Here is a 19223-nt window from a genome sequence, read left to right as displayed (position 1 = left end):
CCATTCTGCACGCCAGAGATCATCGGGAAATATGGTCGGTCAGGCATGAATGATGTGGGGCTGGTTGACCATCGTAACCGCATTGGCTGCCATATAACGCATCACAATGCTGTCGGCCCCGGTTATGCCGTTATCACTGACATGAATTTCCGGTAGTCCCAACGTAAAGACCAGATTCCGCTCCATGCGCCAATCCGCGCGCCATCAGCAGCGTGAACTACCATGCCATCAGGCATCATACCATAGCGCAGGGGCACGGAATGGGCCTGCATTATCGTCATGGAACATCCATGCCATGATCTGCCGGGCGACAGCAGCCGGTTCCGGATCAGCAGGCATATATGTCTTACCTGCCAGCATTTTTCTTTTTTCATGGCGCCGACCCTGCGTTCCCATTAATTATATTTATGTAATTTCGTACTCATTTTTGGTAACGCGCCAGTTTTTTCAGAATGTATGTAGATTCCATGCCGAATTGATCCTGTCATCATTACTGAAGTATGCATCGTCCTCTGGTCATGCAGGACTTTCATGCCTGTTTCCCGGAATAAATAAGATATTGATACAGTAGTGTGACAATCCGCCATTGTTTTGTCGTGACGTGATATCAGGTTAAGGGAAAAGGAGTAGGGTAATGAGATATATGAAATCCCTGACGATGGCTCTGACTGTCGTGGCGCTGGCCGCTGCACCGGTTCTGCCGCCATCCACTGCGCATGCGCAACATGGTCCGGGTGGTGGCCATGGCGGTCCGGGCGGCGGCGGCCCCGGTGGTGGTCATGGCGGGCCGGGATTTGGCGGCCGTGGCGGTCCGGGAGGCGGTCCCCGTGGCGGCGGCTGGGATCGCGGTCCACGTGGCGGTGGTGGCTGGGGCGGTGGCCCGGGATGGTACGGTGGCCCGCCGCCTTACGTGTATGATGGCTATGGTTATCCCGTTTATGGCTATCCCGGTTATTACGGCTATCCATACGGTGGGTTCGTGGGTGGATGGGGATGGGGTGGCTGGTAAGCCAGCCTCCCTTTCCGCCAGCCCGTCCCCGCTCAGCGACGGCGTGACGCCAGACACAGGGCCACACACAACCCTGCGATGGACAGGCTGGCGAACCATATGAGTACGCCCGTCATCCCATCCAGCCAGGCTGACAGTGCCCATGCGACGCCAGGGGCCACAATCCGGCAAGTGACCGCGATGTGTCGTGCATGCGGGCCAAGGGGGCTGACCCCATAACGGAGAGGATGCAGCCTTACATGACATGAAAATGCCATGAGCCAGAGCAGGAAGGCGGCAGGAAAGGTCATTTTCCGTCGCTTTCCAGCCTGTGGCGGACATATAGGGCAACAGCCGCCGCAAGCATTCCAATGCCGTCTATCGCGGCATGGATGGCAGGCAGGCCATAGACCGCCCTGGGGCAGGTCAGGATATCAAGCAGGGGCAGGCCGCCCCCCAGTAACGCGATCAGGCATAACTGTGTCCTCCATGCCCCATTCATGCGCAAGCCCGATGATTGCAGGCCAGCATGTCCGGTGCACAGGATCCATGCGCCCAGAAAACAGCCAATTTCCAGACGGTCCCGTCCCGCCATGCTGGCGGGTAGCAGATGATTGCACCACAGGAATGCCAGTATGCTGATGGGCAGGCCGGTCAGTGTGGAGACAGTCAGACTTTCCCCCACACGAAATCCGATCCGGTGTCCTGACCTGCTGCGACGTTTCATCAGGAACAGGACAAGTCCGCTGGCGATGGTGGCCGTGCCGCACAAACCCGATACGAAATACAGCCAGCGCAGATCCAGGGGGGCAAAACGGGCATAATGCAGACCATGCATGACCTGCATGGTGTGAGCGACGGAGCCCGATGTTGTCGTAATACCCACCAGGCGACCATCTGGCAGGCTGAAATCGGCATGGTCACGGGTCAGGAAGGGGCCGGATGCATCACTGGCGTATATGCTCAGATGATCGGGAGAAAAAAGGATAAAGCCCGCATCACGTCCCTGCAGGTCGCGCCGTGCTGTCGCAAGAAGCGGAGCGAGCGGCGGCAAGGGTTGTGGCATGACCGTCGCGGCCTTCATGCCGGATGTAGGGGGCGCTCGCACCTTTTCAGGGGCAAACAGGCTTGTCAGCGGTGTGGCGGGCAGGATCAGGCCCGCATTGACCAGCACGCCAGTGTAAATGATCATGATCGTGAAGGGCAGCACCAGCACACCAACCAGCAGGTGGGCATCCAGCCACCCACGCAGGCGGGCGGCAGACAGACGCAGCCTTACGATATCAGGAACAAGTGCACGGATATGAATTACAATCCCCGATATGATGGTGACAAGCAGGACAACACTAATAATATTGACGATACGGGTGCCTGTTATCCCTTCCAGCAGGGTGTAGTGGAAACTGAAAAAGAAGGTCCCCCCCATCGTGGCGCGGGCCGGAATGGGCGTGCCAGTGCGAGGGTCGAACAGTGTGCCGACAAACTGCCGCCCATCATAATGCAGCACATCAAGGGTTGGCGACCGCACGGAGGGCAGGGTCAGGAAAACCGATGCCCCACGAACCTGCTGATCATGAATCAGGCTGGATGCGGCATTCAGGGCGGTATCGGTAAGGGGTGCATTGGCGGGGACCTGATTTTCCGGCTGCATCCATCGCGTGATTTCCGTGTCGAACACCGACAGGCTGCCCGTCATGAAAATGCACACGGCAAGCAGACCAGCCACAAACCCGGCCCAGCCATGTAACCACCCCATGCGAGTGCGCAGGGTTTCACGCATCAGGAAATCAGCAATCCGGCAAGGACCGCGACACATCCTGCCGCGCACACGCCCAATAGGCCCGCATATGCGCTGAAGCACAACACGATCAGTACCGGCAGGCAGGCTAACGCCATGATCTGACCAAGCTGGATGCTGGCGGTACCGCCTGGTACATGCGCAATGTCCATCATTACGAAATAGGCGACGGGATATGAAATCAGGCTGGCAAGCAAGATCCCCGCCACCCGGTTACGTGCCAGACGTATGCGGTCTTCTGTCCTGTCTGTGCTCACGACGCCCCTCCCTGACGACCCATTCCATAAATGCGACGCATTTGCATCGTGTCTATGCCATGGAAAGGCCGCCCATGCGAAGGGATCTGAAACATTTTATTTTGTGGCTATCCCCGCATGGTCATGTGGGGGGACAGACGGACCCGGGGATCAGTCTTCTACCCGTGCACCGCCATCCGCTGCCCCCAACCGCCAGTAACCGGCAGCACGGACCTGATCGCGCGGAAGACCTTTTTCGGTCAGCAGCAGATCCCGCAGATGGCGCGCAATGCCGATTTCCGCACCAATCCACGCATGGGTATCGGGCGAGGTCAGGGAAAAGGCCGCAAGGGCATCTGGCAACACCATGGAATGCCCCGCCGGAACGCCATTACGGTGCAGCCAGTGCACGGTGGCATGGGACGAAGTTTTCAGTGGACGTTCATCCCGTGCATCCGCAACTTCCACCATGACGGTGACATGTGCGGTGGACGGTAGTTCCGCAAGCCTGCGTGCAATGGCGGACAGTGCAGTTTCATCCCCCATCAGCAGGTAGGCCGCATAATCATCCGGAATGATGAATGACCCGCGAGGCCCGCCAATGCCCAGCCAGTGTCCCGGCTGGGCCTGCGCCGCCCATGTTGCGGCGGGACCATCACCATGCAGGACGAATTCAATCGTCAGTTCACCCGCATCAGGGTCAAAATGGCGTACGGTATAATCACGCATGATAACGGCCGGGTCCTGCTCCCGCGCTGGGTTGCGGCCATCTGGTCCCAGATGGGGCAGCACCGGCCTGTCACGACCCGGCAGGGGAAAAAACAGTTTTACATGGTCATCGGCAGCGGACGTAGTAAAACCTTCCAGTTCGGTCCCGCTGAAAATGATTCGCCTGATATGGGGGGAAGCCTGTTCCGTGCGGGCAATCTGCATCATGCGCAATCGCAGTGGGTGACGGATACGTGTGGGAGGGCGGGATATAACCTGCATGGGAATGTTCCTGTTTTTCCGACTGTTTTGCCGTGGATTCCGACAAGGCCGCACTTGTGGACCCGCACGCGGCCTGCGGCTTTCCCCGCCATGGCAATGTTGCCGGGTTTTCTACGCATGACCGATGCCATAACGGGCCTGACATGATTTATGGACGAGATTGAGGGCGTTCCTTCAGGCCGCCGGGCCCGGCCTGACCTGGGGACAACAGGCAGGCCATGTTTTTTTGGCACCCACGCTGAATTGGCCCGCAGGTGTCATTACCTTGCCCACTGTCTGCCAGTCAGAACAGAATGGGCCATGCAGGAATCACGATGATGACCACTGTCAGCATCACATATTATCCTGCCCACAGCCATGGCATGCGCTGACTGGTGATGGGAAAAAGCTTGCCAGATTTATGATCTCTAGACATATCTTAAGATGTAACGCAATGCCTATTTTTAAGAACCATTATCACAGGTGGATAAAACTCATGGATCTGGCCAGATGGCTGGTCGATAGCCTGTTAAAAAAATAATAAAAATCTTTGGGTGTTTTTTAAGAAACGTTTTCTGAATTTTACAAAAAACTTACAGAAGAGATCTCTATGACTGACAGGATGTTGTATGGCCCGGCTGTTCCAAACTGTCCCTTACGTATCCACTGTCTGGCCTGACGTATTCTGCCTGTTAGTCTGAACTGACCACCTCTGGCAAGGCATGGCACAGTTGTACGGACAACTCCCCTACATGGCGCGCCATATCCGGGGGGACATCCTGCACATCAAAACGGGCACCATGAAACCATGACGCCCGTTAATATGGCATTACATATTATCATACAGCGACACGACCGCATTTCAGGGCTGGCCGCCGCAATTTATGCAGGCTGCGCCTTACGGGACGCCAGATAATCCTGCGTCGTGCGGAAACCGGTTTCCTGTGCGTTGAGCAGGCTTTCAAGATGCTCACGATTATTGACCAGGCCACGGGCAAGAATATGTCCCTGCCCATCCAGCAGGAAAGCGGAAGGCAGCTTGTCCACTTCAAGGATGCGGCCAAGGTCAGGGTCGTTTATGAATCTTGCCGGGTCGATATGCTGGCTGCTGACGAAGGCCTGCTGCATCTGCGGGGTATCGTCGCCCGCAAAGACCAGATCCAGTTTTTCACGTTGGCAGAACATGCGGGCGATCGGAATCATCTTGCGCGAAATGGGACAGGTCGATGCAACGAACATGACCAGACGGCCAGCAGACGCCCCCTGTGTCAGTACGACATCGTGGCCAGGGATCAGGGTATGAAAGGCCTGATCCGGGCAACGGTCGCCCGGCTGGGGGCCGGCCGCGCCGATCAGCGCGCCGACCGGCGGGATTTCACGAAACATCTGCCGGACCTGCCGCAGCAGCTGCCACAACGTCCACGCCGCCATCAACAGGACCAGCGTGCATATGGAAGATGAAACCACAAGTATTTCCATTGATCGGCCTGCCACGCTGTACGGAAAATAGAAGACGGCTTCCGCACACATCCATGCGTGGGAAGAATTGATCTTACCGCCATCAGTCCGGCCGGTTCCAGATGGCAATCCGGCATTTTGCGCTTTTTCAGAATAAACGTGACATATCCGTTACATATGTGCATCTAAGCCATAACGTTTCTTGATCGTTCTATAATACTGGTATAACCCTTGAATGATTCCTGGATGGGATAACGATTTCATGACTCCAAGTTACAGCGGCACATGCCGTAACCTGTTTGGCCTTTTCCTGTGTGGACTGGTTGCGTCAACCGCCCTTTCCCCGACCGGTGCGGTCGGGGCCGAACCCGTTCTGCAGACGGAACAGAGCGATACCATTACCCTTCCCTCCCCCGGTCCCCACACGATCCTGGTCGAGGACGCCGTGTACGACCACAACAAGGACGGACGGGTCTATATTGTTGATGCGGACCACGGCCGGCGGCTGGGCATGGTACAGGCCGCCTACAACGCCAATGTCGCGCAGTCCCCGGACGCACAGCATTTCTATGTCGCCGAAACGACATGGGCACATGGCAACCGTGGGCAGCGCGACGACCTGCTGGTCCAGTATGACCCGCATACGCTGGCTGTCCTGTCGGATGAAAAGCTGCCCGCGCGCGCACTGGTCACCCCAAAGAAAAATGACCTGGCCATCAATGCCGATGGCAGCCGGGCCTATGTCTATGTCATGAGTCCGACCAACGGCGTGGAAGTGATCGATACGCATGCCCATACGGTCGAACAGACGGTTGAAGTGCCCGGTTGCGCACTGGTGTATCCGTGGGGCAACAGCGGGTTTTCCTCGCTGTGCGCGGATGGCACACTGGCCAACGTATCCATCGGCACGGATGGCAAGGCGTCACTGACCCATTCAGCCCCCTTCTTCGTGCCGGACCGCGATGGCGTGCTGGAACACAGCCCCGGCACGCATGACGGGCATATGTGGTTCATTACCAACAGCGGCATGGTCTACCCCGTCAAGCTGGGCACGACGGACGAAATCGGCACGCCATGGTCCCTGCAGCAGGGTGCAGGCATGCCGGTCGCATCCGACGCACGCGCGGCCTTTGATGTAGCATGGCGGCCCGGTGGCTGGCAGCTTTCCGCCCTGCATGCCAGCAGTGGCGAACTGTATGTGCTCATGCACCGGGGAACATTCTGGACCCACAAGGAAGACGGCACGGAAGTATGGGTATTCGACACGAATACGCACAAGCGCGTGCGCCGCATTCCCTTGCCTGCCGCAAGCCCGATCGTGGGCGTGACGCAGGATGAACATCCCCTGATGTTCACATCAGATGAAGCGGGCGACCTCCATATTTTCGATGCCCGTAGCGGCAGGCTGCAGCGCACCATGAAACATCTTGGCACGGATCTGATCTTCACGGTCGCGCCGGGGGAATAAGGGATGGATATGCTAGTTTTGCAAGGGGCATGCGGCCTCTGTTGCGGACTGGTCGGGGGCATGTTCCTGCTTGCGGGTCTGCCCAAGCTTGCGGATCATGACAGCTTCCTTGGGGTAATCGCGTCCTACCGTCTCGTGCCACCGTCACTTGTCACGGTGGCGGCGTGGGGGATTGCACTGGCGGAAACGCTGGCGGCGGTCGCCCTGCTATCCGGTATGGCGCCCCGTCCGGGTAGCCTGCTGTCGCTTGCGCTGATTGCCATGTTCGTACTGGCGATGGGCATAAATGTCGCCCGCGGCCGCACTGCCCTGTCATGCGGGTGCATGCCTGGCAGCGATGGCGAACACCTTTCATGGAAGCTGGTCGCCCGCACGGCGCTGTGTGCGCTGCCGGCGCTGGCACCCGTATGGATCGCCCTGCCGCAGGCCACAGTACTGCGGGTGGAAAGCATCGTGGGCGGTGTCTGCCTGTTCATGATGTGGCGGGCGACCCGTGTGCTGGCCCCCACGAATGCGGAAGGACTGTCATCATGATGACACTTCTGGTGATCTGGCAGGTGGCCCTGGCAATTGTGGCACTCGGGCTGGCAGCGGGCCTGTTCGCACTGGCCCGCCAGATCGGTATCCTGCACGAACGTCTGGCACCCATCGGCCCGCAAGCCGCGCATCAGGGGCTGGATGTTGGCCAGAGCGTTCCTCGCCTGGTCATGCGCACGCTGGCGGGTGAACCGTTTGTCATTGGCGGCCCACTGGATGCGGGTCAGCGGATGATGGTCATATTCGTGGCACCCGACTGCCCCGTATGCAAACGCGTCGTGCCGCTGGCGCGCGCGATTGCGGGTGAGCAGGGACTGGATCTGGTGCTGGTGGGGGATGGCGCGGAACCCGAACTGAAGGAAATGGCCGCCCGTCCCGACATGGCGGGGCTTACGCTGGTTACTGGCGTGGAGCTGTCACTGGTGCTGCAGGTCAACCGGTTGCCTACACTGGTCATAATCGATGACCATGCGACCATATTGGCCAAGGATATTGTCAATACGCGCCGGCAGATCGAAGCTGCCGTCCAGTCTTCTGAAGCCGGAGCCAAGAATGCCGGTAACGTCACAAAGGAAATTGCCCATGCTGCCGTCTGACAGGGCTGATAACGAACGCAACGGGTCCATAATGGATCGCCTGACGGAAAATCTTGTGCGCAGGCTGGCCGGACAGTCCTCGCGCCGCGGTGTGCTGGCCCGCCTGGGAGCCGCCATGGCGGCTGTCCCGGCATTTCCCCTGCTGCCGGTTACCCGTGCATCCGCCGCCGCTGCGGCGCCCGCAGGCAAGACGGTCAAGGCCCCCAGCCCTTTCGCCGCCCATGCACAGGCCAAGGATGACATGGCATGTGATTACTGGCGCTACTGCGCCATTGATGGCTATCTGTGCACGTCCTGCGGCGGGGGCATTCACAGCTGTCCGCCCGGCACGGCCCCTTCGCCAACTTCATGGATCGGCAGTTGCTTCAACCCGCAGGATGGACGTTCCTACCTGATCGCCTATCGCGACTGCTGTGGCCAGGATGCGTGTGATGAAGTCAACTGCCTGAACACGGATGGTGACCAGCCGTCCTACCGGCCCATGGCCAACAACGACATTATCTGGTGTTTCGGGACGGGAACATCGGAAATGTACAACTGCTCAACCGCCGCAATTATCGGAAGCACGACATGATCAAGAAAACCCTCTCCCTCCTTGCTGTTGCCTGCGGTCTCGTCGCGGGCATCCATGGCGCGCATGCGGCGGAAGACGGACAGCAGCTTTACGGGGCCAATTGCGGCCTGTGCCATCAGGCGGGCGCCACTGGTGTCCCGGGGCAGTTCCCGCCGCTGAAGGGGCGTCTGGACGTGATCGCGGCCTCCCCCGAAGGCAAGACCTATCTTTCGCACCTCGTGCTGAACGGCATGACGGGCAGCATCCAGGCGGGGGGCGCTACCTATATGGGGTACATGCCGTCGTTCCGCGCCATGACAGATGAGCAGCTGGCTGCCATTCTGACCTATGTTTCCCACCTTGGGGGCAATGCTTCGGCACCATCCTTCAGTGCTGATGAAATCCACGCAGCCCGTGATGCCACCATGCCGCCGACCGCCGTGCTTCAGGAACGCAATGCGCTTAATGACAAGAAAAAACTGCCTTGAGAAAGGCTTTGGCGCGGTCTTCATGGCCGCGTCACTGTTTCTGTCAGGAGGCGCGCCGGCACGGGCAAATCCTGCGCCTGTCCCAACACTTGACCGGACCCAGACCGCCTACCTGACCCATTGCGGGGGGTGTCATGGTATCGAAGGCATCTCCGGCCCAACCTTTGTGCCCATGCTACGTGACGCCGTCGGCACCTTTGCATGCAGCGAGGAAGGGCGCAAATACCTGGTACAGGTGCCCGGGGTTTCCATGTCGCTGATACGCGATGACCAGGAACTGGCCGATGTCATGAACTTCGTCCTGTTCCAGCTGGGTGGCAAAAGCACGCCGTCTTCGACAAAACCCTATACCACCGCCGAAATTCATGAATGGCGGCAGTCGCCCATGTCCGTCACGGATTTCATGGAACAACGCGCCCATATCCTGCAAAATGCAGTTGCAGCCTGTCAGGCCCGTAAACCGACGTGATTTTTCCCATCACGCAAGGCAGGCCCTGACATAAAAAAGGATACGGTCCATCCGGATGGCCGTATCCTTTTTTGTTTCAGCTGCTGCCCCGGCCTGCAGGCCGGGGCAGCATGGGAACATGCTACCCTATTCCGGTGTAGATCCGGCCTTTGCCTTCGCCACGTCTACCGCAGTCACCTTTGTGGAAGACCGCGCGAAATGATGCATGACGAAATTGGCGATATCTGCCACATCCTGATCGGAATATCCCCCATGGAACGCGGGCATGCTGGCGGTGCCGGTCGCCGTCTGCAATACGCTGCCATGCGTCAGGACCTGCAGCAGGTTCTGCCCGTTCGCAGCCCCCAGCGTCGTGCGCGCCCCGGCAATGGAGGCCACCGGGTTCTGTCGCCCACTGCCATCAGGCAGGTGACACCCGACGCATGCCCCTGCGTACAGCATGGCACCATGGCTGTCTGCCGGGTCGTGGGCGGCAGTCGGCTGGTCGACAACCAGCGGTGCGCCATCGGTCGATGACCGTGCGGGGATACCACGCAGGTATTCAACCATGGCATCGATATCCTGACGGGTCAGGTAACGCAGGCTATGACTGACAACATCCCCCATGTCACCCGATGCACTGCCGTGGCCATCCGCATGCCCGGTGGACAGATAGGTAGCCAGATCATCCGCGCTCCATGCGCCAATCCCGTCGGTTTTTGATGACGTGATGTTATATGCCCGCCATCCCCCCACATCGGCCCCGGCATAGGCATTGGAGGCGGATACACCCATGGTGATCGTGCGTGGCGAATGGCATTCCGCGCAGTGTCCCGGCCCTTCCACCAGATACCGGCCGCGGTTCCACGACGGGGTATGGCCGGGGTCATCAGGATGGGAAGATGTCGGCCCATTGACCAGATTCCAGAAAATCATGGCCGCACGGATCGAAAACGGGAATTTCAGGGTGTTTGCCGGCGGGCGCGCGGAACTGGTTGGCAGTGTCGCCAGATAGGCTCGGATCGCCTTGACCTCGTCCGGTGTCATATAAGCGTAATCACGGTACGGCATGGCGGGGTACAGATGCTTCCACCCTGGTGAAACCCCGTCACGGACCGCCTTGACAAACTGGTCATCCGTCCATGTGCCGATCCCGGCCTGACGATCCGCTGTGATGTTGGGGGAATAGATTACCCCCATGCCGGGAATGGCAAACGCGCGCCCCCCCGCGAATGGCGCGCCACCGGGGCGGGTATGACAGACTTCGCAGTCGGCAGCACGGGTCAGGTACTGTCCATCAGATGCGCCAGCAGCATGTGCCGGATGGATACCCGTGCTGGCCAGCAGCGTGAACAGCATGCCGGTAATACGGCCAAGGCCACGTTCAGTCATGGTCATCCCTGCTGCTCCTTCTCATGGCCAGAAGGCTGGTTAAGGGCGGAAAGTAGCGGCAGGATACGGTAACGTCGTTTCTGCACCGCCGCCATGGCATTGGCCAGCGCGGGGGCGGCGGCGGCTGTGCCTGTCTCCCCTATCCCACCGGGGGATTCCGTGCTTTCGATCAGATGGACATCAATCCGCTTCGGGGCTTCGTTCATGCGCATGACGCGCCATGTGTGGAAATTGTCCTGCTGCACACGCCCTTTTTCCAAGGTAATCTCATTATACAATGCGGCGCTGAAGCCAAAGATCAGGCCGCCTTCGATCTGTGCAATAATCTGGTCGGGATTGATGACCTGCCCGCAATCCACGGCACAGGTCACTCGCCGGATGCGGACATCGTTCAGAGCGGGCATTTCCACCTCCACAACCGTGGCCAGATACGACCCGAAGGCAAACTGCAACGCAACCCCGCGCCCGCAATTCGGCGGTAGCGGTGTGCCCCAGCCGGATTCACGGGCGGCACGCTCCAGCACCGCAAGGGCGCGCGGGTTATTGCGCACCATTTCGCGGCGATAGGCCACGGGGTCGATGTCCGCGCGCCGCGCCAGTTCATCAATGAACCCTTCAACCACGAACAGCCCACGCGTACCGCCCACCCCGCGCCACCATGCGGTAATCACGCCGGGAGGTTCACGACGGGCGAATTCAAGGCGATAGGCAGGATAGGTGTAGGGCGTGATGACGGTGCCAACCGACAGGTCATCATCATACCCGTTCGCACTCAGGCCCGAAGGCTCCCACCGCGCCACCACGGCGGGGCCGACAATGCGATGCGTCAGGCCGGTAATATAGCCACGTTCGTCCAGCCCGGCTTCCAGATGATCCAGATAGGCAGGGCGGAAACGGTCGCGGGTAATGTCTTCCTCCCGGCTCCAGATGATCTTGAGCGGATAGGAAACCTGACGCCCGAAACGGGCGGCCTGTGTCACATATTCATGTTCCAGCCTGCGCCCGAAACCACCGCCGATATACTGGCTGTGCAGCTTGATTTTATCTTTGGGCAGGCCGGTGACTTCTGCCGTGGTGTCACGCGCGCGTTCAGCCACCTGGGTGCCGGTCCATATGTCACAGCCATCGGGGCGGACGTGGATGGTGCAGTTTATCGGCTCCATCGTGGCATGGGCCAGCAGGGGCTGGCGATAGATCGCGCTGTACCGCCCATGCGCATGGGTTATGGCCTGCCGTGCATCACCGTGATGGTCCGCGAGGATGGCTGGACCGGACAGGCCACCTTCCAGCTGGCGATAGATCGCCTGCGTATCGACTGCGGCATTTGGTCCTTCGACCCATTGTACATCCAGCGTCGCCAGCCCCTTGCGCGCAGCCCAGTAATGATCGGCCACGACGCAGACCGCATCATCAATCTGCAATACGGCGACGACACCGCGTATCTTCAGCGCTGCCTGTGTATCCACATGACCGACATGCCCCCCGATCACGGGACAGGCGGCAACCGCGCCGACCTTCTGGCCAGGCACCTGCACATCGATCCCGAACGTGGCCTGTCCATCCACCTTTACCTGACTGTCCAGCCGGTGCATCGGACGGCCGATCAGGCGGAACTGGGCTGGTGTTTTCAGGGCAACGTTTTTTGGCACCGGAAGCTTCGCGGCATCTGCCGCAAGTTCACCATAGGACAGGCGCTGCCCGGCGGGGCCGGTTATATAGCCATCCAGCGCCACACATGCATCCGGGGCACAGGACCAGCGTGCGGCGGCGGCCTGCTGCAACATGGTACGCGCCGTTGCCCCCGCCTGCCGCAGTGGCATCCATTCGGTCATGGAGGAGGTGGACCCGCCGGTGATTTCGGCGCCCCCACCCGGCGGCGCCGCCTCGATCCGGACCGACTGGGGATCGATACCCAGTTCCTCGGCCATCAGCATGACAGAGGATGTATAGATCCCCTGCCCCATCTCGATATTGGGCAGGATCATCGTAATGACATTGTCACTACCGATACGGATATAGGCATTGGGAGCGAAACTGGCGGTCGCATCTTCCACCAGCATACCAGCACCACGGCTGCGCCCGGCCGGCAGGATGGCCGCCAGCACGAAGGCCCCTGCCCCACCCAGAACATGCCTGCGCCGGATCGCGGGGGGAAAAACGCGTTTCGGCGTCATGGGTTCGCCCCCTGAGCTGCGGCAACATTCCGGATTGCGGCACGGATACGCATATAGGTTCCGCACCGGCACAGGTTGCCCGACATGTCTGCCTCGATCTGTTCATCGGTGGGGTTGGGGATTTTTTTCAGCAAGGCAATCGCAGCCATGATCTGCCCGGGCTGACAGTAGCCGCACTGCACCACGTCAATATCCAGCCAGGCCTTGCGCACGGCGGCGGCAACGGGATCCGCCTGCAGCCCCTCGATTGTGGTGATGACCTTCTGCGATCCGATCAGCCCGACCGGCAGGGAACATGACCGTACGGGACTGCCATCAACATGCACGGTGCATACGCCGCATTCCGCGATACCGCAGCCGTATTTGGTCCCGGTCATGCCCAGCACGTCACGCAGCACCCATAGCAAAGGAGTATCGGGATCGACATCCACTTCAACGCTTTTGCCATTAATCTGCAATGTCAGCATGATATTCCTGTTCTGACTGGATATGGCCTGCCTGCCGCGGCCCATTCATTTCGAGTTTAATTGTATCGCGGTTCTGTAACGAGTTCAATCGGCAGGTATATTCCCAATGGAATACAGTCACCGCGCCCTGTTTTTATCGCCAGAAAGAAGTATTTCACCGAAACCATTACTATCGCATGGCCCGCATATTCGGCTACATGTTCGAAAAACGCCATCATGATGGTTTTCGCAGGCTTTCACGGACCTGTCCCCGATGACCCGCCCGGTCCCCGGGGACAGACCATCATATTATCGCGACAGACTATCCATGATCCGACCGCGTATCACAGCGGCGGCAACCCCGATACGCCAGCCAAAATGGGCGGGAATGGGCCGCACTGGTGACGTGGGCAGCAGCAGGTCCGCCGGACTGGCTCCATCTGCCCGCCGTGCGATCTCACGTCCCATCAGGGTCGCCATGGCAACCCCCCGGCCATTATAGCCGACACATGCCATGATGCCTTCCATTGGTTCATGCCAGTGAGGATAATGGTCCAGCGTAATCGCGATCTGTCCATTCCACCCGTAACGCCATGTCACATCACCCAGAAATGGCCATAGCCGTTTCGCATGCCGCTGCAGGAACGAAAATGTTTCAGGGCCGGACAGATCCAGTGAGGCGGAACGCCCGCCAATCAGCAACCGCCCTGCGCCATCAATACGATAATAGGTGACCAGTTCACCCATCTCGTACACCACTTCGCGCTGCGCAAGAATACGCGCACGCACGGCGTCAGGCAGCGGGTCGGTTGCAACAATCGCGCTATAGGCCGGGACCAGAGTACGACGCAGCCGGTTCCACAACCGACCAGTATAGCCATTGGTGGCAAATACGACCTGCCGCGCATGCACGTTGCCCGCCGGTGTCCTAACCTGCCATTTTCCCCGGTCCCGCCGTAGGGAGAGGACCGGGCTGTTCGCATGCACGACCGCACCGGCATCAATTGCTGCCCTGGCCAGTCCCCGGGTATAGGCCAGCGGATTAAGCTGGCCCCCGCGTGCGTCAATAAACCCGCCACAATAACGGTCCGTCCCGGTATGCCGCGCAATATCGGCCTGATCCAACCATGTGACAGGACCGCCACGTTCACGACATTCGTTGAACAGGCCCTGTTCATGCGCCAGTTGGCCCGATGCTGTCACCGCCCGGATCGTGCCACCACGCGCCGCATCACACACGATGCCATGCCGTTCAATCAGGTCAAAAACCAGGTCAGGGGCATTCCATGCGGCCTCGACCAGAGCACGGCCGCGCACGCCCATGTCACGCTCCACCTCGGCTGGGGTATATTTGAGACCGGGATTGACCTGCCCCCCCATTCCGTCCGGATGCGCCCCAGCCAATGGCGTTTGCCTCCAGCACCATGGCTTTATGCCCATCCTGTGCAAGGTGCAGGGCAGCCGAAAGACCTGTAATACCGCCACCAATAATCACGGTATCGGTCATCTGCGTCGATGTCAGGGCAGACGCATCCGGGCCGGGCGGCGTAATGGCCGCATACAGGCTGGAAGGAAGGGTTTTGATGGAAGATGAAACCATGGGAAATGGGTACTCCAGCATAATCCGGGCAGGCAGGCATCAGGGCATCATGACAACCGGGCGGGATCTCCACGCGGCGTTGTGCGGGCTGCATCATTCCGTTCGGCCTGACATTGTGCCGTCCGACGACGGGTCCGATATCCCAAAGACAGATATTCCACAATGAGGATCAGGCCCAGACTGATCGTACTCAGCACAATTTCCTGACGTGTATGTTCCGTTGCAAAAAACATCGTGACAAGTGCACCAAACAGACAGGCCAGCATGCCATAGGACAGAAATGGAAACCCCCACATGGGCAGTGCCATCGTCTCACCATTACGCAGACAGACGCGCCGCAGGCGGATATGGGCCAGCACGATCAGCACATAGTCAAACAGGATGAAGGTACCACTTGCACTGACCAGAAAGCTGAATACCCGCCCAGGCGCCATCATGCCGATTATCGCGATAATGACAGCAACCGCACTGCCGCACAGGATGGCGCGCGCAGGCGTGCCCTGCCCGTCCCGCTGCAGGAACATGCGCGGAGCATCATGATTTTCCGCCAGGTCGCACAGAACCCGCGAAGTAATATAGATCCCGGAATTCAGTGCGGACAGTGTGGCGATCAGCATGACTGCCGTCATCAGGGTGCGCGCAAACGGAATGCCGATATAATCCAGCGTGGCCAGAAAAGGTGAAGAACCCGGCACCACGCGCGACAGCGGAAGCAGCAGCAGGATCAACCCGATGGACATCAGATAGAAAATCATGATCCGCAGCGCCACGGTCCGTGTGGAACGGGCGACATTACCTGCCGGGTCCGTCGTATCACATGCTGCGATACTGGTTATTTCCGCCCCGGCCATGGACATCATGATACCCGGTATCACCGCAAAAAGCGCGAAGGTGCCGTGCGGCACGATACCGGCAGCAGAAAACAGGCCGGACGCCACTTTCGTATGCGACCAGAACCCGAACAGACCCGACAGGGCAAGTAGGATGAAAACAATGATGGTGATGATCTTGAGGGCGGAAAACCAGTATTCGAATTCTCCATACCCGCGCACGGAAAACAGGTTGACCACCGTCATGATAACAACTGTAAGCAGTTCAATCGCCAGATAGGGCAAGGGCACATAGGGGGCGAGAAAGGTCGCGGCTGCAATGGCCTCAAACCCCAGGACAGTGGCCCACATGATCCAGTACAACCACCCGGCAACAAACGCCACGCGCGGACCAAGGCCTCGCCGTATCTGACCAACAAACGATCCCGTCCCGGGCGCGGCAACCGTCATTTCCCCCAGCATGCGGGTAATGAACATGACCATAATGCCACACAGGAAATAGGAAAACAGTGCGCCCGCACCTGCCGTTGCAATGGCAGTTGATGATCCGACAAACAGGCTGGCCCCGATCACACCGCCAATGGAAATCATTGACACATGCCGATCCTTAAGCCGCGCAGCCTGTGATAAAGCTTCGGCGTCCCTGTTCTGGAGTGAGATCCGGCTCATATGTTTTTCCTGCCCTGACACCCCGCATTCCTTGTGGCGCAGGGATCATGAATTACAATACATGCTCCATCCCCCAACAATCCACGCCCATGCACCACACGCAGGCAGAATGCGGGGGCTGTATCCGATTGTTTTGTCTTTTCGCGGCCAGATTTTATTTATTGTCTATTTCACGCTTATCAAGCGCAAGGTCATAGGCATGGATAACCGTTGCAGCCTGCGGGCAGGCATGGATGACATCACGCACCACATCCAGCCGGTAGGATTGCAAGCTGTAGTTACGGAATGGTGCCTCTCGCAACCGTGCCACCTCGGCCGCCGTATAGGGGCGTGCGCCCGCAGGCACGCTATGCCCCCCCAGACCGAACGCCACATAGTTCATGAGATCGGCAAGATCAGCTGAAGACAGTGGGGAAAACGCAACATTGGGTAGATGGATCATGTATTCGCGCCCCTTGGGCGAACACAGGAAATACCCAGCCTGTTCCTTCAGGTCAGGCACCACATCAGAAGCCGAGACCCCCGCTATACCGTGACAGCCACCACAACCGACCAGGTAATGCGCCCGGACCTGTGACAGGACAGGCCCGTCACCACCTGGCGAATGCTCCCCACCGGCATCGGCACGTGCGCCCGGCAGAAGCGCGGCAGTGAATATGAAGAGGGTAACAACAAGCTTCCCAACAGACAAAAGCCATGGACCAGGCTGTTCCCCACGCATCTGCATAACCGTTTTCTATCTTATTCCGCCTGCCCGACGATGGCGGCAGTAGAGCAATGATACGCGGCAGAGGTGGTCCCGAAACACCAGATGATGTCATTACTGGTCTGCGGTCGATAAATCGGCATTTCACGATCTGCCGTATTGCATTCGCAATCCGATGACGTGGTACACGTGGTGCGCCCACAGCAGTCACGATAGGCAATGACATACGAACGCCCGTCATCCGGATTACGACAGGTACCGATCCATGATACCGGCGAAGGCTGCGTACCTGGCGGACAGGTATGGATACCACCGCCACAGCACCCGCACAGCACGCCATCAATGGCGCAATGCCGCCAGTAATTACACTTTGTAGGATCGGATGACTGGGCGCGACGTTCAAAATCGGACAATGTCGTGACATCCGCGGACCTGGGTACCGCATTTCCTGCCGCGGCCCTGGCGCGCTGCACCGGCAGAAGCGGAAAAACACCACCGGCGACCATAGCCGTTCCCACCCGTCCCAGCACACCACGACGCGAAGACGATGAAGCCAGCCTGCGGGTCAACTGTTCCCCTATCTGCTCCAGAAATGATGGTTTCATCCGATAGATCCCTTGAACTGTCTAGTCGCTTTGGAACATTCAAATAAAGAAGGCAGCCCTCGGGTCACGGCTGTGGCACGATGGAAATGCCACTGCTTTTTGCCTCCACCGTCTTTTCAACCTGACCGGTCGTGGCAGACAGGATGGCCATCTTCCTGGACGCTAGCATGGCATATATCTGCGGATTGGCTGTATCGGGACTGACGGTAATGCCCTTGGCCGGCGAAGGCAGGTCGATACGCTGCAACAGGTGCGGGGTCGTGACATCATAGACCCAGACTTCGGTCCCCTCCTGCTTGTGGGTCCAGTATCCCCCCACATGCATCAGGACATACAGTTTGTTGTCCGCTTCATGCCAGGCAAAAGGCTGGTCACCACCGGGGCGCCATGCCTGTTCCTGCTGTCCCGTCCCGGCTGCGGGCTGACCTGCTGCGGCCTGTAACGACCAGCTTTTGCCCATGACTGGCGTGGCCCCCAGCGTTACGGGATAAACCTGCCCGGTATAGCTTACGAACAGAGCCTTGCCGGTCTTGCGATCGACCTGGCTCTGCTCAAATACGGGATCACGGTTGGCATCGAAAAATGGTTTGCTGTGGGTAACGTTCACGCTACTGCCCGCCAGCGCCACATTGGTCAGGGATCCGTCACCGCAGACGGTTGAAAAACCATCATGCGCCCACGGAAAAACCAGCGCGCAGCCGGGGATGTCAACCGTACGGGCGGCCTTGTGTTCATGCAGGTCGACCACGGTCACGCCGGTCGCGGGACTCATGTCGAATATGAATGCCCAATGGCCATCCTGACTGAGTTCCAGATTCTGCTGCTTGAATACCGCCAGCCCGCGTGGCGGCAGTTCGATTTCATGTGTCAGGTCAAGGGTATGTGCATCATAGTCCCGCAGGAAATCTTCCCGCGTGCCATGGTCTCCCCGGCTCCACATGGTTACGGCGACGTAAATATCCTTACGATCCGGGGCTATGGCGATATTATCGACCATATCGGCAGGAAGCGTGCCCAGTATCCGTCCCCTGTCCCCGTCATACAGGCTGAAGGACTGTTCCCCGGTGGCCACCAGAACCGAATGGTCACCCATTGGGGGAAGGCTGGCCACGTCACTCTGTTCCGGCTGAAGAACGGGAGGGATGGCTTTTGCTACACCTCCCACCGATATCCCCATTCCAATAACGCTGGCCAGCAGCAGGTACCTGGGTCTGGAAAAACACGTCATCGCCCTAGCTATCCTTTCACGACAGCGAACAGGC

Annotated in this window: 22 protein-coding genes; 7 read left to right on the top strand and 15 right to left on the bottom strand. The window is 59.1% G+C overall.

Annotated elements, in window-relative coordinates:
- Positions 1-39: 39 nt before the first annotated feature.
- The gene (locus tag ACE2AA_RS01635) at positions 40-186 is read right to left on the bottom strand and encodes a hypothetical protein (protein WP_395370857.1); all 147 of its coding nucleotides are present in this window, start codon (positions 184-186) and stop codon (positions 40-42) included.
- Between the two features lie 448 nt (positions 187-634).
- Here ACE2AA_RS01635 and ACE2AA_RS01630 point away from each other — a divergent pair, with 448 nt between their 5' ends.
- Entirely contained in the window at positions 635-1009 is a 375-nt protein-coding gene (locus ACE2AA_RS01630; RefSeq protein WP_193557611.1) for a hypothetical protein, read from the top strand.
- A gap of 32 nt (positions 1010-1041) precedes the next feature.
- On the opposite strand, the gene ACE2AA_RS01625 is transcribed toward ACE2AA_RS01630, so the two are convergent.
- From ACE2AA_RS01625 to ACE2AA_RS01605, 5 genes are all read right to left on the bottom strand, one after another.
- The gene (locus tag ACE2AA_RS01625; RefSeq protein ID WP_395370855.1) at positions 1042-1299 is read right to left on the bottom strand and encodes a hypothetical protein; all 258 of its coding nucleotides are present in this window, start codon (positions 1297-1299) and stop codon (positions 1042-1044) included.
- The gene (locus tag ACE2AA_RS01620; RefSeq protein ID WP_395370853.1) at positions 1296-2768 is read right to left on the bottom strand and encodes a PepSY-associated TM helix domain-containing protein; all 1473 of its coding nucleotides are present in this window, start codon (positions 2766-2768) and stop codon (positions 1296-1298) included. Before ACE2AA_RS01620 ends, ACE2AA_RS01625 begins: the two co-directional genes overlap by 4 nt.
- The gene (locus tag ACE2AA_RS01615; RefSeq protein ID WP_141299549.1) at positions 2768-3043 is read right to left on the bottom strand and encodes a hypothetical protein; all 276 of its coding nucleotides are present in this window, start codon (positions 3041-3043) and stop codon (positions 2768-2770) included. Before ACE2AA_RS01615 ends, ACE2AA_RS01620 begins: the two co-directional genes overlap by 1 nt.
- 150 nt (positions 3044-3193) lie before the next feature.
- Complete coding sequence (locus ACE2AA_RS01610) at positions 3194-4012, bottom strand: siderophore-interacting protein (protein ID WP_141299546.1); 819 nt, start codon at positions 4010-4012, stop codon at positions 3194-3196.
- 861 nt (positions 4013-4873) lie between these two features.
- Entirely contained in the window at positions 4874-5470 is a 597-nt protein-coding gene (locus tag ACE2AA_RS01605; RefSeq protein ID WP_395370851.1) for a methylamine utilization protein MauD, read from the bottom strand.
- A 241-nt stretch (positions 5471-5711) separates the two neighbouring features.
- Between ACE2AA_RS01605 and ACE2AA_RS01600 the strand changes: the two genes are divergently transcribed.
- The 6 genes from ACE2AA_RS01600 to ACE2AA_RS01575 are packed head-to-tail and all read left to right on the top strand — an operon-like array spanning position 5712 to position 9560.
- Positions 5712-6917 (top strand): amine dehydrogenase large subunit, encoded by a 1206-nt coding sequence (locus ACE2AA_RS01600; RefSeq protein WP_227002317.1) that lies wholly within the window; start codon positions 5712-5714, stop codon positions 6915-6917.
- Positions 6918-6920: 3 nt separating this feature from the next.
- Complete coding sequence (locus ACE2AA_RS01595; protein ID WP_370685906.1) at positions 6921-7451, top strand: MauE/DoxX family redox-associated membrane protein; 531 nt, start codon at positions 6921-6923, stop codon at positions 7449-7451.
- Positions 7448-8050, top strand: a complete 603-nt coding sequence (locus ACE2AA_RS01590; RefSeq protein ID WP_141259681.1) for an alkyl hydroperoxide reductase — start codon at positions 7448-7450, stop codon at positions 8048-8050. Before ACE2AA_RS01595 ends, ACE2AA_RS01590 begins: the two co-directional genes overlap by 4 nt.
- Positions 8037-8624 carry a methylamine dehydrogenase (amicyanin) small subunit gene (mauA, locus tag ACE2AA_RS01585; protein ID WP_141259680.1) on the top strand — a complete coding sequence of 196 codons (588 nt, stop codon included), beginning with the start codon at positions 8037-8039 and terminating at the stop codon, positions 8622-8624. The genes ACE2AA_RS01590 and mauA (ACE2AA_RS01585) overlap by 14 nt, the downstream gene beginning before the upstream one ends.
- Positions 8621-9091 carry a cytochrome c gene (locus ACE2AA_RS01580; protein WP_141259679.1) on the top strand — a complete coding sequence of 157 codons (471 nt, stop codon included), beginning with the start codon at positions 8621-8623 and terminating at the stop codon, positions 9089-9091. The genes mauA (ACE2AA_RS01585) and ACE2AA_RS01580 overlap by 4 nt, the downstream gene beginning before the upstream one ends.
- Entirely contained in the window at positions 9069-9560 is a 492-nt protein-coding gene (locus ACE2AA_RS01575; RefSeq protein ID WP_395370848.1) for a c-type cytochrome, read from the top strand. Before ACE2AA_RS01580 ends, ACE2AA_RS01575 begins: the two co-directional genes overlap by 23 nt.
- Positions 9561-9686: 126 nt before the next feature.
- Here the strand turns inward: ACE2AA_RS01575 and ACE2AA_RS01570 are convergent, their stop codons facing one another.
- The 9 genes from ACE2AA_RS01570 to ACE2AA_RS01530 all read right to left on the bottom strand — a co-directional run bounded on the left by ACE2AA_RS01570 (position 9687) and on the right by ACE2AA_RS01530 (position 19072).
- The gene (locus ACE2AA_RS01570; RefSeq protein ID WP_141259677.1) at positions 9687-10937 is read right to left on the bottom strand and encodes a c-type cytochrome; all 1251 of its coding nucleotides are present in this window, start codon (positions 10935-10937) and stop codon (positions 9687-9689) included.
- Positions 10934-13105: a molybdopterin cofactor-binding domain-containing protein gene (locus ACE2AA_RS01565; protein ID WP_395370846.1), complete on the bottom strand. Its 2172-nt coding sequence runs from the start codon at positions 13103-13105 to the stop codon at positions 10934-10936. Before ACE2AA_RS01565 ends, ACE2AA_RS01570 begins: the two co-directional genes overlap by 4 nt.
- Positions 13102-13572 carry a (2Fe-2S)-binding protein gene (locus ACE2AA_RS01560; RefSeq protein WP_395370845.1) on the bottom strand — a complete coding sequence of 157 codons (471 nt, stop codon included), beginning with the start codon at positions 13570-13572 and terminating at the stop codon, positions 13102-13104. Before ACE2AA_RS01560 ends, ACE2AA_RS01565 begins: the two co-directional genes overlap by 4 nt.
- A gap of 288 nt (positions 13573-13860) precedes the next feature.
- Complete coding sequence (locus ACE2AA_RS01555) at positions 13861-14955, bottom strand: NAD(P)/FAD-dependent oxidoreductase (protein ID WP_395370843.1); 1095 nt, start codon at positions 14953-14955, stop codon at positions 13861-13863.
- On the bottom strand, positions 14876-15151 hold the full coding sequence (locus ACE2AA_RS01550; protein ID WP_395370842.1) for an NAD(P)/FAD-dependent oxidoreductase: 276 nt from the start codon (positions 15149-15151) through the stop codon (positions 14876-14878). The genes ACE2AA_RS01555 and ACE2AA_RS01550 overlap by 80 nt, the downstream gene beginning before the upstream one ends.
- Before the next feature lie 47 nt (positions 15152-15198).
- The gene (locus ACE2AA_RS01545) at positions 15199-16572 is read right to left on the bottom strand and encodes an amino acid permease (RefSeq protein WP_264371831.1); all 1374 of its coding nucleotides are present in this window, start codon (positions 16570-16572) and stop codon (positions 15199-15201) included.
- Positions 16573-16804: 232 nt separating this feature from the next.
- Positions 16805-17341, bottom strand: a complete 537-nt coding sequence (locus ACE2AA_RS01540) for a c-type cytochrome (protein ID WP_395370840.1) — start codon at positions 17339-17341, stop codon at positions 16805-16807.
- Between the two features lie 50 nt (positions 17342-17391).
- The gene (mauA, locus tag ACE2AA_RS01535; protein WP_141259671.1) at positions 17392-17961 is read right to left on the bottom strand and encodes a methylamine dehydrogenase (amicyanin) small subunit; all 570 of its coding nucleotides are present in this window, start codon (positions 17959-17961) and stop codon (positions 17392-17394) included.
- Positions 17962-18025: 64 nt separating this feature from the next.
- The gene (locus ACE2AA_RS01530; protein WP_227000701.1) at positions 18026-19072 is read right to left on the bottom strand and encodes an amine dehydrogenase large subunit; all 1047 of its coding nucleotides are present in this window, start codon (positions 19070-19072) and stop codon (positions 18026-18028) included.
- Positions 19073-19223 lie beyond the last annotated feature (151 nt).

This window comes from Komagataeibacter diospyri, assembly GCF_043995075.1.
Taxonomy (GTDB): Bacteria; Pseudomonadota; Alphaproteobacteria; order Acetobacterales; family Acetobacteraceae; genus Komagataeibacter; species Komagataeibacter diospyri.
The sequence above is the reverse complement of the archived record's forward strand: the minus strand, read 5'-3'. Positions and strand labels throughout refer to the sequence as shown.